The sequence below is a fragment of the Faecalibacterium sp. An58 genome, from assembly GCF_002161515.1.
Classification (GTDB): domain Bacteria; phylum Bacillota; class Clostridia; order Oscillospirales; family Ruminococcaceae; genus Faecalibacterium; species Faecalibacterium avium.
Genome location: NZ_NFHX01000010.1, coordinates 48,119 through 62,853, shown reverse-complemented (window position 1 = coordinate 62,853; position 14,735 = coordinate 48,119). Strand labels below are relative to the sequence as shown.

General features: G+C 63.7%; 16 protein-coding genes. 7 read left to right on the top strand and 9 right to left on the bottom strand.

Annotation, left to right across the window (positions count from 1 at the left end):
* The first annotated feature begins 8 nt into the window (after positions 1-8).
* From B5G12_RS08180 to B5G12_RS08155, 6 genes are all read left to right on the top strand, one after another.
* Entirely contained in the window at positions 9-890 is an 882-nt protein-coding gene (locus B5G12_RS08180; RefSeq protein ID WP_087324561.1) for an HAD family hydrolase, read from the top strand.
* On the top strand, positions 887-1,372 hold the full coding sequence (locus tag B5G12_RS08175) for a DNA-deoxyinosine glycosylase (RefSeq protein WP_087324560.1): 486 nt from the start codon (positions 887-889) through the stop codon (positions 1,370-1,372). Before B5G12_RS08180 ends, B5G12_RS08175 begins: the two co-directional genes overlap by 4 nt.
* 115 nt (positions 1,373-1,487) lie before the next feature.
* Positions 1,488-2,111, top strand: a complete 624-nt coding sequence (locus B5G12_RS08170; protein WP_087228854.1) for a 5-bromo-4-chloroindolyl phosphate hydrolysis family protein — start codon at positions 1,488-1,490, stop codon at positions 2,109-2,111.
* 45 nt (positions 2,112-2,156) lie between these two features.
* Positions 2,157-3,311 (top strand): toxic anion resistance protein, encoded by a 1,155-nt coding sequence (locus B5G12_RS08165; RefSeq protein ID WP_087228851.1) that lies wholly within the window; start codon positions 2,157-2,159, stop codon positions 3,309-3,311.
* Position 3,312: 1 nt separating this feature from the next.
* Positions 3,313-4,035, top strand: a complete 723-nt coding sequence (locus B5G12_RS08160) for a LemA (RefSeq protein ID WP_087324559.1) — start codon at positions 3,313-3,315, stop codon at positions 4,033-4,035.
* Complete coding sequence (locus B5G12_RS08155; protein WP_087324558.1) at positions 4,032-4,940, top strand: TPM domain-containing protein; 909 nt, start codon at positions 4,032-4,034, stop codon at positions 4,938-4,940. The genes B5G12_RS08160 and B5G12_RS08155 overlap by 4 nt, the downstream gene beginning before the upstream one ends.
* A 396-nt stretch (positions 4,941-5,336) precedes the next feature.
* On the opposite strand, the gene upp is transcribed toward B5G12_RS08155, so the two are convergent.
* From upp to B5G12_RS08130, 5 genes are all read right to left on the bottom strand, one after another.
* Positions 5,337-5,963 carry a uracil phosphoribosyltransferase gene (gene upp, locus B5G12_RS08150; RefSeq protein WP_087233081.1) on the bottom strand — a complete coding sequence of 209 codons (627 nt, stop codon included), beginning with the start codon at positions 5,961-5,963 and terminating at the stop codon, positions 5,337-5,339.
* A 34-nt stretch (positions 5,964-5,997) separates the two neighbouring features.
* A complete protein-coding gene (gene rpiB / locus B5G12_RS08145) occupies positions 5,998-6,444 on the bottom strand; it encodes a ribose 5-phosphate isomerase B (protein ID WP_087233078.1) in 447 nt (148 codons plus the stop codon).
* Between the two features lie 9 nt (positions 6,445-6,453).
* Positions 6,454-7,161: a tRNA (adenosine(37)-N6)-threonylcarbamoyltransferase complex dimerization subunit type 1 TsaB gene (gene tsaB, locus B5G12_RS08140; RefSeq protein ID WP_087324557.1), complete on the bottom strand. Its 708-nt coding sequence runs from the start codon at positions 7,159-7,161 to the stop codon at positions 6,454-6,456.
* The gene (gene tsaE / locus B5G12_RS08135) at positions 7,158-7,583 is read right to left on the bottom strand and encodes a tRNA (adenosine(37)-N6)-threonylcarbamoyltransferase complex ATPase subunit type 1 TsaE (protein WP_087233072.1); all 426 of its coding nucleotides are present in this window, start codon (positions 7,581-7,583) and stop codon (positions 7,158-7,160) included. The genes tsaB and tsaE overlap by 4 nt, the downstream gene beginning before the upstream one ends.
* A gap of 88 nt (positions 7,584-7,671) precedes the next feature.
* Positions 7,672-8,877, bottom strand: a complete 1,206-nt coding sequence (locus B5G12_RS08130) for a hypothetical protein (RefSeq protein ID WP_242955977.1) — start codon at positions 8,875-8,877, stop codon at positions 7,672-7,674.
* A 223-nt stretch (positions 8,878-9,100) separates the two neighbouring features.
* Here B5G12_RS08130 and B5G12_RS08125 point away from each other — a divergent pair, with 223 nt between their 5' ends.
* Entirely contained in the window at positions 9,101-10,321 is a 1,221-nt protein-coding gene (locus B5G12_RS08125) for an FtsW/RodA/SpoVE family cell cycle protein (RefSeq protein WP_242955976.1), read from the top strand.
* A gap of 57 nt (positions 10,322-10,378) precedes the next feature.
* On the opposite strand, the gene B5G12_RS08120 is transcribed toward B5G12_RS08125, so the two are convergent.
* The 4 genes from B5G12_RS08120 to pflB all read right to left on the bottom strand — a co-directional run bounded on the left by B5G12_RS08120 (position 10,379) and on the right by pflB (position 14,292).
* The gene (locus B5G12_RS08120) at positions 10,379-10,762 is read right to left on the bottom strand and encodes a DUF5655 domain-containing protein (RefSeq protein ID WP_087233069.1); all 384 of its coding nucleotides are present in this window, start codon (positions 10,760-10,762) and stop codon (positions 10,379-10,381) included.
* A gap of 20 nt (positions 10,763-10,782) precedes the next feature.
* Entirely contained in the window at positions 10,783-11,136 is a 354-nt protein-coding gene (locus tag B5G12_RS08115; RefSeq protein WP_087324556.1) for a DUF2200 domain-containing protein, read from the bottom strand.
* Positions 11,137-11,297: 161 nt separating this feature from the next.
* Positions 11,298-12,053: a pyruvate formate-lyase-activating protein gene (pflA, locus tag B5G12_RS08110; RefSeq protein WP_087233063.1), complete on the bottom strand. Its 756-nt coding sequence runs from the start codon at positions 12,051-12,053 to the stop codon at positions 11,298-11,300.
* On the bottom strand, positions 12,040-14,292 hold the full coding sequence (pflB, locus tag B5G12_RS08105) for a formate C-acetyltransferase (protein ID WP_087324555.1): 2,253 nt from the start codon (positions 14,290-14,292) through the stop codon (positions 12,040-12,042). Before pflB ends, pflA begins: the two co-directional genes overlap by 14 nt.
* Positions 14,293-14,735 lie beyond the last annotated feature (443 nt).

Below are 14,735 nucleotides of genomic sequence, written 5' to 3'. Positions count from 1 at the left end.
AGGATAGCATGAAATACAAGATCTTATCCAGCGACTACGACAACACCCTTGTCCCCTTCGGGGAAAAGCGCCCCCGTCCCGCAGTGGAGGCGGCCGTGCGGAAGATGCAGGCCGCAGGGGGCAAGTTCGTCCTCAGCACCGGGCGGGCCTGGCCCGCCGTCAGAAACCCGGGCCAGCTGGGGGCCATCCGCTTTGACTACGCCATCACCTGCAACGGCGCCTATGTGGTGGACCGCAGCGGCGCCGCCGTCTATGAGCGCCCCCTCACCAACGAGGAGATGTACGCGCTGGTGGACTTCTGCGAGGATTACGACTACCTGCTGCAATTCAACTTCCGGGATGGGTACTATGCCTACTGCGGCTATGAGGCCCTGCGCAGCCGCTACGAACAGATGGGCAGCCCGGGGCTGGCCTGTGTGGACGGGGAAGACCAGGACCGCCACCTGATCGATATGCCCCACGCGGCCTTCATGGTCTGTCCGGAGGAGGCGGTGGAGGCCTTCCAGCGCAAATATGGCCACCTGAAGCTGCACATGATGCGGGTGGGCGGCCGGAACGCCAACGGCTGGTGCTGCTACGATGTGGTGCGGGACGGCGTCGATAAAGGGGCGGGCCTTGCCAGCCTCTGCGCCGCCATGGGCCTGTCCCTGGACGAGGCGGTGGCCGCCGGGGATTCGGACAACGACATCGGGATGCTGCAGGCCGCAGGGCTGGGCTGCTGTATGGCCAACGGCAGCCCCGCAGCCCTGGCCGCCGCCGACCGCGTCATCGGGGATGTGCGGGAGGACGGCCTGGCCGCCCTGATCGAGGAGCTGTGGTTCGACGGACCGCGGGCGGAGCCTTCCGGCTGCGACCTGGGTTCGGCCTGGGGAGGGGTGTTCCGCCCGTGAGCTTCGCCCCTGTGTATGGCCCGCAAAGCCGGGCGCTGATCCTGGGCAGCTGGCCCAGCCCCAAAAGCTGGGAGATGGGGTTCTATTACGGCCACCCCCAGAACCGGTTCTGGCCACTGCTGGCCGCCCTGACCGGCGAGCCGGCGCCCCGGCGGGAGGACGTTGAGGCCAAGCGCGGCATCATCCTGCGCCACGGCCTGGCCCTGTGGGATGTGCTGGCCAGCTGCACCATCCAGGGCGCGTCGGATGCTTCCATCCGGGACGCCGTCCCCGAGGATATCGCGGCCCTGCTGGCCCGCGCCCCCATCCGGGCGGTGTTCTGCAACGGGGCCCAGGCCCACAGGCTGTATGTCCGGTATATGCAGCCGGTCAGCGGCATACCGGCGGCGCGCCTGCCCAGCACAAGCCCCGCCAACGCCGCCTGGAGCCTTGCCCGGCTGCGGGAGGCCTGGGGGGAGGCTCTGGGCCTGTACCTTTTGTAAGGGCTGTGTAAAATCATTTCCAACCTGTAAAATCTTTGCCCAAGGCCTTGCGTTTTTGCCAAAAGGCTTTATTATGGTATTGACAGGGCTTTTTTGCCCCAAAGGAGATAGGACCATGAGTAAGATCATCCGCACCGAAAAGCCCAGCGTCCTGCCATTTTATGCGGCGGCTGCGGCGGGGCTGGTGCTCAGCGCGCTGCTGCCGGTGTACAAACTGTGGGCATTGGCGGTGGCGCTGGCCGGCGCAGCGGCCGTGTTCCTGGCGGCCAGGCGGGTCTGTCCGCCCCAGGTCATCCTGCGGGAGGTCCCCTTCCACACCGGCAGCGGGGACGTGGACCAGATGCTGGCTGACATCCAGCAGAAGCTGGACACCCTCCACGCCCTCAACGACGCGCTGCCCGACCCGGAGCTGTCCGCCGCCATGGACCGGATGGAAAAGGCGGGCCGCTCCATCATCGAGGTGGTGGAGGCCGCCCCCGCCAAGGCCAAGCAGGTGCGCCGCTTCGCCAACTATTACCTGCCTGACGCGGTGCATGTGCTGGAGCAGTACGCCGCCATGGCCCGCCAGGGGGTGCGGGGCGAAAACGCCGCTGCCGTCCGGGCGCAGGTGGAAAAGAACGTGGGCACCATTGCCACCGCCTTTGAAAACCAGCTGGACGCCCTCTATGCCTCGGAGAGCATGGACCTGTCGGCGGACCTGGCGGTGCTGGAGACTCTGATGAAGAACCAGGGCCTGTAAAGGGCCTGACCTGCGGTATGAACATTGAGAAAGGACGAATCTTGTATGGCAGACAACAACACTTTGAACTTTGACTTCGACGCCCCCGCCACCCCCTCCCTGACGCTGGACCCCGCGGCCGACCTGGCCGTCCCCCAGGAGGAACAGCAGCAGCCGGCCCAGCCTCCCCAGCAGGAGGTGCGCCTGACCCCCGAGGAGCAGAAGATGGTGGACGACTTCGCCGAGAAGATCGACATCACCAACAGCCAGCAGGTGCTGCAATACGGCGCGGCCAGCCAGAAGAAGATCGGCGACTTCTCGGAGGCGGCGCTGGCCAAGGTGTCCACCAAAGACCTGGGCGAGGTGGGGGAGATGATCACCGACCTGATCGGCGAGCTGAAGAGCTTCGACGCCGCCGAGGAGGAAAAGGGGATCTTTGGCTTCTTCAAGAAAAAGTCCAACCAGCTGGACCAGCTCAAGACCAAGTACAACAAGGCCGAGACCAACGTGGAGAACATCCAGGCCATGCTGGAGGGCCACCAGGTGCAGCTGCTCAAGGACATCGCCATGCTGGACAAGATGTACGAGCTGAACATGGCCTATTTCAAAGAGCTGTCCATGTATATCCTGGCAGGCAAGAAAAAGCTGGAGCAGGTGCGGGCCCAGGAGCTGCAGCAGGCCATGGACAAGGCCAAACGCAGCGGCCTGCCCGAGGACGCCCAGGCGGCCCGGGACCTGGCCGATCAGTGCGAGCGGTTTGAGAAAAAGCTCTATGATCTGGAGCTGACCCGCAACATCAGCCTGCAGATGGGCCCCCAGATCCGGCTGCTGCAAAACAACAACACCATGATGGCCGAGAAAATCCAGTCCACCATCGTCAACACCATCCCCCTGTGGAAGAACCAGATGGTGCTGGCTCTGGGCCTGGCCCACAGCCAGCGGGCCATGGAGGCCGAGCGGGCGGTGACCAACATGACCAACGACCTGCTGAAGAAAAACGCCGAGGCCCTCAAGATGGGCACCATCGAGACGGCCCGGGAGTCCCAGCGCGGCGTGGTGGATATCGAGACGCTGCAGCAGACCAACAAGAGCCTCATCGAGACGCTGGACGAGCTGAACAAGATCCAGACCGAGGGCCGGGCCAAGCGCCAGGCGGCCCAGCAGGAGCTGACCCGCATCGAGGACGAACTGAAACAAAAGATGATGGAGATCCGCGGCTGATATGGCAAATGCAGATTTTGAACCCGGACGTCAGACCCCCGGCGGTTTTGACGCTTCCAGTTACCGCAGCGCCCCCCGGGAGGCTGCGGCCCCGGCTCTGACCCCTTTGCAGAAAAAACTGGCCAAAATGGAAAAGGCCCTGCCTGCCCCTCTGCGCACCCGGGCCGTCGCCCTGGTGCTGGCAGTGGCGGTGCTGGCAGGGGCCGCGGCGGGCCTGGGCGGCGTCAAGCTGCGGGGCCGCTACCATGAAGCCAGAAGCTGGTACACGGTGGGCGCGCCGGGCGACAACGGCTACAACCTGAACGACGAACTGTCCGAGCGGGCCAACACCGCCGCCAACGTCATCACCAGCGCCCTCAACACCCCCGGCCTGGGGGCGGAGAGCAGCGCGGTGACGGCGGCCCAGGTGGCCCTGGACGGATTTACCGCCTGCCAGGAGGCTCTGGACAGCGGCGGCGCCGGGATGTCCGAGATGTATCGGGCCAACGAGGCGCTGGGCAGTGCCATCGACCTGCTGTACGGGGAGATGCAGGCCCTGGCCGACGACCCCCTGAACATGGGGGCGGTGGGCACCCAGTACGGCCTGTTCAACAGTGCCGGCACCATCCTGGGCAGCCTGCACTACAACCAGGCCGTGATGGACTATCAAAATGAAACCGGCGGGCCCTGGGCCAGTGTGCTCAAGGGGCTGTTCGGTGTGGATGAGATCGAGGTGTTCGGATGAAAAAACTCCTGCAAAAGCCCGCTGCATGGGGCCTGGCCCTGGTGCTGGCGGCAGGGGCGGCGGCGCCTGCCGGTGCCGCCGTCAGCCTGCCTGACCTGCCGGCGGACCAGTGTGTGGTGGACGCGGCCAATGTGCTGTCGGATGACACCGCCGCGTACATCGACCAGCTCAACGGCCAGCTGGAAGCCAGCTGCCAGGGGGCTCAGATCGGGGTGCTGACGGTGGACTACACCGGCAGCGCCACCACCGAGGAATACGCCCTGGAGGCCTTCAATACCTGGGGCGTCGGGGATCAGGACCAGGATAACGGCATCCTTCTGCTGCTGGTGATGGAGTCCCCCCTTTACGCCGACGGCGACTATTACCTCACCTACGGGGACGGCTTCCGCAACACCACGGTGGAGCGGCAGGCCAGCCCTCTGGCCCAGACCATGGAGAGCGACTTTGCCGCCAAAGATTACGACGGCGCGGTCCAAACCTGCGCTGCGGCGGTGGCTGACGCCGTCGCGGATGTGTACGGGGTCAGCCTGACCGGGGACGGCAGCGCCCCCGCCCCCGAACCGGACCTGCTGACCCGAGTCTCGGAGGCCTTTGGGGCGATCGTGCTCGGCTTTATCTTTCTGCTGGCGGTGATCATGGTGGCCCGCAGCGTGATGGGGAATTTCTTCCCCTTCTGCTTCGGCTGGTGCCTGGGCAGCAACTTCCGCGGGCCCCGGCCGCCCAGAGGGCCCCGGCCGCCCCGGGGAGGCGGCTTCGGCGGCATGGGCGGAGGCAGTTTTGGCGGCGGCTTTGGCCGTGGAGGTTTCGGCGGCGGCGGCTTCGGAGGAGGCAGCTTTGGCGGCGGAGGCTTCGGCGGTATGGGCGGCGGTTCCAGCCATGGCGGCGGCGGTGGCCGCGGCCGCTGACCTGCGATCCAAAAGACAGAAAAAGGCCCTGGCGCTGCATCGAGCGCCGGGGCCTTTAGCGTGTCGCAAAAGCGACACGCTTTAGGGGGAACCCATTTCTGCCCGCAGTCGCGGGCCAGAAATTCCTTCCCCTTGGCTCTCTTGCGCTTAGCCGATTTTCGCAACGCGCCATAGTAGGCGCTTGCGAAAACCGGAGCGCTGCGCCAGCCGCACCTTCGCTGTTTCGTCCGCAGGACGCGCTCGGCGCGGCTGCCCCCTGGGGACAAAATTTGGCACTGAACCATGCACTCGGCCTTGCGGCCTCGCACACTCTCAGTGCCAAATTTCCCTGTAGGTGTCCCGACCGTATGCGCATGTCATCCGGTCGGGACTTTTTGAAAAATTTGATTGCCGGGATTATTTGGTGCCGTAGATGCGGTCGCCTGCGTCGCCCAGGCCGGGCACGATGTAGCCCTTCTGGTCGAGGCACTCATCCAGAGCGCCCAGGTAGATCTGAACGTCGGGGTGGGCGGTGCGCAGCGCTTCCACGCCCTCGGGGGCGCCGATCAGGCCGATGAACTTGATGTGCTTGGCGCCCCGCTTCTTGATCATGGTGATGGCGTCCACGGCGCTGCCGCCGGTGGCCAGCATGGGGTCCAGGACCAGCACGTCCCGCTCATCGATGTCGGAGGGCAGCTTGCAGAAATATTCCACGGGCTGCAGGGTCTCCTCGTTGCGGTAAAGGCCGATGAAGCCCACCTTGGCGGCGGGGATCAGGGTCAGCATACCGTCCAGCATGCCCATGCCGGCCCGCAGGATGGGTACCAGGGCCAGTTTGCGGCCGGCCAGGACCTTGGTCTTGGCCATGGTGATGGGGGTCTCGATCTGGACCTCCTCCAGGGGCAGATCCCGGGTGGCCTCGTAGCACAGCAGGGTGGCGATCTCGCCCACCAGGTCACGGAACTCCTTGGTACCGGTCTGCTTGTTGCGCAGCAGGCTGATCTTGTGCTGCAGCAGGGGGTGCTCAACGATCATGGGGTTCATAACTACACGCTCCTTTGAAGGTTTTGATACTGGGTCAGCGCTGCTCCAGCGCCATCAGCTTCTCGATCCGTCCGGTGTGCCGCCCGCCCTCAAAGGGGGTGGCCAGGAACAGGTCCACCAGCTGGCAGGCCAGGCCGGGACCCACCACACGGCCGCCCATGCACAGGGCGTTGGCGTCGTTGTGGCGGCGGGTATACTCGCAGCTGAAGCTGTCCGAGCAGCAGCAGGCGCGGATGCCCTTGATCTTGTTGGCGGCCATGCTGATGCCCACGCCGGTGCCGCAGAACAACAGGGCTTTGTCGCACCGGCCCGAGACGACGGCGTCGCAGGCGGGCACCGCCATGTCGGGATAGTCCACGCTGGCGGTGCTGTGGGTGCCAAAATCGATGTAGGGGATGCCGGCCTCCTCCAGATGGGCGCGGACGGCTTCCTTCAGTTCAAAGCCGCCATGGTCGGCGGCCAACGCGATGGGTTTTGCCATGAAGATACCTCACTCACTCTTTTCGGTTTGGGCGGCCAGACGCTCTGCGCGTTCCCGTTCGGCCTGGCTCAGCCGGTGATAGTCGGGCAGCAGGGCCTCGGGGGAGACGGCCAGGCCGGCATCGGCCATCCGCCGTGCAGCCAGGGCCACTCCCACGGCGTGCCCGCCCCGCAGCGCGGGGGGCATGGGCAGGACGCCTTCCACCTCACTGTACATATTATAGCACAGATAGGCCCCATCACCAACAAAAAACAGGGGCTTTTTGCAGCTTTTTACAAAATCCTCCAGCGAGGCGGCGGCCCGGGCCTCGTCCTCCAACAGACGGGCGTGGGTGGCAAGGTCGAAGGCGGCGGCGTACACCTGCCCCCGCCGGGCGTCCAGGGCGCACAGCACCGTCCCTGTGCCGACGTGGCTGGCGGCCAGGGCCTCCAGGGTGGAGACGGGCGCGCAGGGGACGCTGCCGGGGAAGGCCAGCCCTTTGACGGCAGCCAGTCCGATCCGCAGCCCGGTAAAGCTGCCCGGCCCCGCATTGACCCCGTACAGGCCGATGTCGGCGCAGGTGAGGCCGCAGGTGCGCAGGGCGGTGTCGATCATGGGCAGCAGGGTCTCGCTGTGGGTCAGCCCCCCGTCCAGATAGACCTCGTACAGAAGGCGGTCATCCCGCATCAGGGCCACGCCGGCGGTCTTGCCCGCCGTATCAACGCCAAGGACGATCATAGCTGCACCCCCTCGATGGTGATCCTGCGGGTGGTGGGGTCCACCGTCCGGATGTCCACCCGGATGGGATCTTCCTGGTCCAGCAGGGAAGCCAGGTTCTCGCTCCATTCGGCGGCCACCACCGCTCCCTGGTCCAGATAGTCGTAAAAACCGGCGGCGGCCAGATCGTTTTCGGTGTGGATGCGGTAAAGGTCGAAGTGGGCCATAGGCCTTGGCCCGCGGTAATAGTTGACGATGGCAAAGGTGGGGCTGCTGACCGGGTCGGTGCAGCCCAGGCCCTCGGCCAGGCCGCGGCAGAACGCAGTCTTGCCGGCCCCCAGCCCGCCGGTAAAGGCGATCAGCGCCCCGTCCGGCACGGCGGCGGCCAGGCGGCGGCCCAGCGCCGCAGTCTCCTCGGGGGAGCGGGTGATAAATTCAGCCATGATAATACCTCAAACAGACAGGAAATGCGGCAGAGGAACCACCCTGCCGCATTCAGTATAGTATAAATCGGAAAAAAGTGCAATCGGGTCACGCCGCTTCGGATTCCTCAATGGTGTACAGGGTGGCGGTGTCGTTGCCGTGTACCAGGGCAAAGGAGGCGTAGCGGTGGGGCGTGGTGCCGCCCTGGGACAGATACCAGTAGATATCGTCGGGGCCGTAGGTGGCCGCCGCCGCGTCCACGGCCTGCAAAATGTTTTTGCCCATGATCAGCTGGTTGACGGTGCCCCACAGCATACTGCGGGAATAGATGGCGTAGACGTTGTTCACAAAGCCGGCCACGGCGCTGGCCCCGCCGTCCAGCAGGGCGGTGGACATGGACAGGTCGATGACGTTGCCGGTGCCAAAGAACTCGCAGGCCTCCGAAAAGATCATGGTGCCGTTGAGCTGGCCGCCGCGGTAAGCCGATTCAAAGAAGCTGGGGGTGATGCAGTAAACGCCGTTCACCTTGATGACCCGGTGGGTCAGCAGGTCGAAGCCGTAGCGCAGATCGTCCCAGAACGAGGACTCCTCCCGCAGCACCAGGATGGGGGAGGTGTGCACCTGCTTGAACAGCCACCCGGTGGTGTAGGAATAGTAAACCCCGTGGGTGCTGATGATGCACAGGTCGTAGTCATCCATATGGCGCAGGTCGGACACCGTGACGTCGTTGTCGATGGTGGTGGAAAGGCCCCAGCCGTTCCAGTACTCCTGCATGGTGGTGTAGTAGGGGTAGCGGTTGGAATCCACCGTGTCATCAAAGGCATAGTAGACGATCGCGTTGCCCAGGGGCATCACATCGTTGGTCTGGTCCAGGGGATTGAAGGCCAGCTCATCGGGGACGGTGAGGGGGAGCTGGACCAGTTCCTCGTCCTCGTCCTCCCAGTCGGTCAGCAGGATGCCTCCCAGCACCCCGCAGTCGTAGGTGAAGGAATACAGATTGTTCTCCTGGTCGTAGCGGACCGAATCGGCCTGGATGAGGCCCTGACTGGCCAGCTGGTCCAGCTGTTCCTGAGCGGCGGCCTGCCGCTGCTGCAGGTCCATGGCGTCATAGGCGCTGCTGTTGACCAGTGCTTCCACCGCCGCATCGGCCTGGGCCATCTGGGCGGCATCGGCGCGGGACAGCGTTGCCTGGGTGTTGTCGGTGGACGCGTCCCCGGCGGCCAGGGCCGCAGGGCTGGCCATGGCCAGCGCCAGTGTGAGGGCGCAGACGGCGCAGAGGGTGCGCCGCAAGAGGTGCGAACGGTTCAGATCCATTGTTTATCCTCCCAATATAAGGCTGGGCCGGCGGCCCGTCGCCTGCTTTCATTGTAGGAGCACGGGGCGGCTTTGTCAAGAATCTGCATTTCGTTTTGGCCCGTTTTTGCAAAGCTGTCACAGATCGGCGCCCCCTCCCGCTTGAACGGGAGGGAAAAATGCGGTATACTGATTTGAAACCGCCCCGCATCGGGGCGTTCTGCGAGAGAAAGGCGGTGCTTTTGTGCTGGAAAGCGTTCGTGTATATGCCAAGCGGACCGACAAGATCTATCTGCTGCTGTGCCTGTTCAGCAGCGCCATGGCCGTGCTGATGCTGGCCTCGTGGGCGGCGGAGCAGGGCGGGGGCCTGGCGGTGGATGAGATCACCGGCCAGGTGACCGGCATCGGGGACTTCCGCCGGGCTTTGGTGCAGGCCGGCGCCGCCGGGATCGGGGTGCTGATCGCCCTGGCCCTGTCCACGGTGGATTACCGCAGCCTGGTCAAGATATGGCCGGTGCACGTGATCTTTACCTGGGGGCTGGTGCTGCCCACCCTGGTGATCCACAATCTGGATCTGGGGCCGCTGACCATCGGCTACAACGCCGGCGACACCGACAACTATTCATGGTACAGGCTGGGGGGCTTCACCTTCCAGCCCACCGAGCTGGCCAAGATCAGCTTTATCCTGACCTTTGCCATGCACCTCAACAACGTCCGCAGCAGGATCAATGAGCCCAAAGAGCTGGCCAAGCTTCTGCTGCACCTGATGGCGCCCATCCTGCTCATCCACATCCAGGGCGACGACGGCACCGCCATCATCTACGGCATCATCGGCTGCTGCATGATGTTCACGGCGGGGCTGAGCTGGAAATATATCATCGGGGCTCTGGCCGCAGGCATCACGGCGGTATCGGCGGCCTTCATGTTCCTCAGCGACAGCATAGGCAAGAGCTACCAGTGGTACCGCATCCTGGCCGTGATCGACCCCAAGAACGAGACGGGCTGGGCCCCCAGCGAGGACGTATGGAGGAACATCGTCTACCAGCAGGACCGGGGCGAAGTGGCCCTGGGCTCGGGCAGGATCTTTGGCAACGGGATGTTCAGCGGGGACTATTACAGCGTGCCCAACGCCCACAACGACTTTATTTTCAGCTGGGTGGGCAACGCCCTGGGCTTTGTGGGGTGCATGGTGGTGCTGGGGGTGCTGATCGCCCTGGTGATCCGCACTTTTGCGGTGGGCGCCCGCAGCGAGGATCTGCTGGGCAGCTTCATCTGCGCGGGCGTAGGGGGCGCGCTGCTGGCCCAGATCGCCGTCAACGTGGGAATGAATCTGCGGGTACTGCCGGTCATCGGCGTCACCCTGCCCTTCTATTCGGCGGGCGGCAGTTCGGTGCTCATGCTGTATATCTGCGTGGGGCTGGTACTGTCGGTGCATATGCACAACAAAAAGAAACTGTTTGGTTAAAAAGCATATCGAAAAGCAAAAAGGCGTGCCGCGAAGGCGCGCCTCTTTGCTTTTATTTTACTTGGCGGCCGCAAAAGCGGCGGCTTCCCTGACCCAGCCCATCAGCTCGTCGTCGATCTCCTCCGGGCCGGCCACCACGATGTGGTGGGTCCAGCGGCCGGGATAGGGCTCGGTGGCCACCGCAATGCGGGGACTCTCCACCTTGCGGGCCAGCCCCACCGTCACCACGATGTAGCAGGGGGGCAGCTGGGCCTTTTTCCGCACCCGGACATAGGACACGCAGGCAAACAGATGCTTGTTGTAAAAGGTGATCTGGCTTTTCTGCACCTTGATGCGCACATCCGGGATCTCGGCGAGGATGCGCGCCTCCAGCGCCTCGTAGAGAGGCGCCGCGTCCGGGTGCTTTTGCAATTCGAAAAATTGCAGGACGTTCACATCCATAAGATCTCCTCCTTGCCGGCTCATGACTTGCGCAGGATCTTCTCCATAGGCTTGCCCTTGGCCAGCTCGTCCACCAGCTTGTCCAGATAGCGGATCTCCTGCATCAGGGGCTCCTCGATGTTCTCCACCCGGACCCCGCACACCACCCCGCGGATCAGCCTGCGGTCGGGGTTGAGGGCCGGGGCCTGCCGGAAAAAGTCCCCGTAGGTGACCCCGTCCGCCGCGGCCTGGGCGATCTGCTCCGGGGTATAGCCGGTCAGCCAGCTGGTCACCTCGTCCACCTCGCCGGGGGTGCGGCCTTTTTTCACCGCCTTGCTTACCAGCAGGGGGTAGACCTTGGAAAAAAGCATCCCATATACTTTGTCGTTGCTCATAGCATACATTCTCCCCTTTGGAAAAGATACAGGGCCGTTGACCGGCGACCTCCATCTATACAATACCATACGGCACTGCGAAAAACAAGCCGCAGCGCAAAAAGCCCGGAGCCTGCTTAGAACAGGTTCCGGGCTTTCGCCATAAGGGAAAAAGAGGAAGGTCAGCCGGGGTAGCGGTCGGTCATCAGCAGCTCCTCGGCGCGGCGGACCTGCTCGTCGGTCGGGGGAACGGCGTCCGCCAGAGAATAGGGGATGCCCAGCTTCTGCCACTTGAACAGGCCCAGAGTGTGGTACGGCAATACCTCCACCCGCTGGACGGTGGGCAGGCTGGCAATGAACTGCCCGGTCTGGCGCAGGCCCTCCTCATCGTCGGTGAGGCCGGGCACCAGCACATGGCGGACCCAGAGGGGCACGCCCCGCCCGGCAATGTACCGGGCCATGGCCAGGATGTTCTCGTTGGTCCGGCCGGTCAGCCGGCGGTGCTTTTCGGGGTCGATCTCTTTCAGGTCCAGGATCACCAGGCTGGTCACGTCCATCAGCTGGTCAAAGGCGGCCAGATACGCCGGGTCGTCGGGCCGGAAGGGCTCGCCCGCCGTATCGATGGCGGTGTGCACCTTTTTGGCCCGGGCCAGGCGGAAAAACCGGGTCAGGAACTCCATCTGGAGCAGCGGTTCCCCGCCGCTGACCGTGATGCCGCCCTTTTTGCCCCAGTAGTTGCGGTAGCGCCAGACGTGCTGGAACAGGCTCTCGGCGGTCCATTTCTGGCCGCCCCCGCAGGCCCAGGTCTCGGGGTTGTGGCAGTAGCGGCAGCGCAGATTGCAGCCCTGTAGAAAGACCACAAAGCGCACCCCCGGCCCGTCCACCGAGCCAAAGCTCTCCAGGGAGTGGACCAGCCCTTCGGGATTACAGCCGGCCATGGCAGGTGCGGCTGATGACGTCCATCTGCTGCTCGCGGGTCAGGTCGATGAACTTGACGGCGTAGCCCGACACCCGGATGGTGAAGTTGGCGTACTCCTCCTTCTCGGGGTGCTCCATGGCGTCGATCAGCTTCTCTTTGCCAAAGACGTTGACGTTCAGGTGGTGGGCGCCCTGATCAAAGTAGCCGTCCATCACCTGCACCAGGTTCTCCACCCGCTCGCCTTCGCTGTGGCCCAGAGCGTCGGGGTTGATGGTCTGGGTGTTGGAGATGCCGTCCAGGGCCCAGTGATAGGGGAGCTTGGCCACCGAGTTGAGAGAGGCCAGCAGGCCGTTCTGTTCGGCGCCGTAGCTGGGGTTGGCGCCCGGTGCAAAGGGAGTGTAGGCCGGGCGGCCGTCGGGCAGAGCGCCGGTGTACTTGCCATAGACCACGTTGGAGGTGATGGTCAGGATGGAGGTGGTGGCCTCGGAATGGCGGTAGGTGTGGCGCTTCTTGATCATCTCCAGGAAGGTGCGCAGCAGCCACACGCCGATGTCGTCGGCGCGGTCGTCGTCGTTGCCGTACTTGGGGAAGTCGCCCTCGATGGCGTAATCCACCACCAGGCCGCTGTCGTCCCGGATGGCCTTGACCTTGGCGTACTTGATGGCGCTGAGGGAGTCGATGACGTGGGAGAAGCCTGCAATGCCGGTGGCAAAGGTGCGGCGCACGTCGGTGTCGATCAGGGCCATCTCGGCTTCTTCATAGTAGTACTTGTCGTGCATATACTGGATCAGGTTGAGCACGTTGACATAGAGGCCGGCCAGCCAGTCCAGCATCTGGACATACTTGGGCAGCACCTCGTCGTAGTTGAGGTACTCGCTGGTGATGGGGGCGTAATTCGGGCCGACCTGCTCGTGGTTCTTTTCGTCCACGCCGCCGTTGATGGCGTACAGCAGGCACTTGGCCAGGTTGGCCCGTGCACCGAAGAACTGCATCTCCTTGCCGGTCTGGGTGGCGGACACGCAGCAGCAGATGGAGTAGTCGTCGCCCCATACCGGCTTCATCACGTCGTCGTTCTCATACTGCACCGAGCTGGTGTCGATGGAGACCTTGGCGGCGTACTTCTTGAAGGTCTCGGGCAGGTGGGAGGAGTACAGGACGGTGAGGTTGGGTTCGGGGGCGGGGCCCATATTCTCGAGGGTGTGCAGGAAGCGGAAGCAGGTCTTGGTGACCATGCTGCGGCCGTCCATCCCGATGCCGGCCACTTCCAGGGTGGCCCACACCGGGTCGCCCGAGAACAGCTGGTTGTAGCTGGGGATGCGGGCAAACTTGACCATGCGGAACTTCATCACCATGTGGTCGATCAGCTCCTGGGCCTGGCTCTCGGTGAGGGTGCCGTTGTCCAGATCACGCTGGATGTAGATATCCAGGAAGGTGGAGATGCGGCCTACGCTCATGGCGGCGCCGTTCTGGGTCTTGATGGCGGCCAGGTAGCCGAAGTAGAGCCACTGGCAGGCTTCCTTGGCGTTGCGGGCGGGCTGGGAGATGTCATAGCCGTAGAGCTCGGCCATCTTCTTCATCCCCTTCAGGGCGCCGATCTGCCGGGCGATCTCCTCCCGCAGGCGGATCACGTCGTCGGTCATGGTGCCGTCGCCGCAGTTGTTGAAGTCGTTCTGCTTGGCCTCGATCAGGTAGTCGATGCCGTACAGGGCCACCCGGCGGTAGTCGCCCACGATGCGGCCGCGGCCGTAGGTGTCGGGCAGGCCGGTGATGATATGGCTGTGGCGGGCCCGCTTCATCTCGGGGGTGTAGGCGTCAAAGACGGCCTGGTTGTGGGTGCGGGTGTATTCGGTAAAGATCTTGTGCAGCTCGGCGCTGGGCTGATAGCCGTAGGTGGTGCAGGCCTGCTCCGCCATCTTGATGCCGCCGTAGGGCATGAACGCCCGCTTGAGGGGCTTGTCGGTCTGCAGGCCCACGATCTGCTCCAGATCCTTCAGCTGTTCGTCGATGTAGCCGGGGCCATAGGCGGTCAGGCCGCTGACCACGCTGGTCTCCATGTCCAGCACGCCGCCTTTGGCGCGCTCTTCCTTTTGCAGCTTCTGCAATGCGCCCCAGAGCTTGTTGGTGGCCTCGGTGGGGCCTGCCAGGAAGCTCTCGTCCCCGTCGTAGGGGGTATAGTTTTTCTGGATGAAGTCCCTTACGTTGACTTCTTCTTTCCAGATGCGGCCTTCAAAACCTTCCCACTGGGCATAATCCTTCATGCGGTTACCTCCTTGTTGGTTGGGTAAAAACAGAGAAGTTAGATAAAACTAACTACTTTGAACAATAGAAAGGGCACTACCATCGGGCAGCCCCTTCCGACGACGGCATCGCCGCCCGGCAAAGCCGGCCCGCAGCACTGCGGACCCTTGCCTTACTTATCATAGCATGAAACCCGGAAAAATCAAGAGGAAAGTACTAGGATTTCCCGGCCTTTGCGAAAAGTTGTTACTTTGCACAAAGGGGGGCGAAAGGGCCTTTTGGGTTTGTGCCAAACGGTCAGGATGAAAGTTTTGCCCATTTTTTTGCAAATAGGGGTTGACAGATACCCACAAGTATGGTATGCTGTTGGTGCGCCGAGGTTAGAAAAAACTAACCAAGGACGCACCAGAATGGGCGCAACGGCGCGCCCAGCGATACGAGAACTCCTCCATTCCATTCTCTC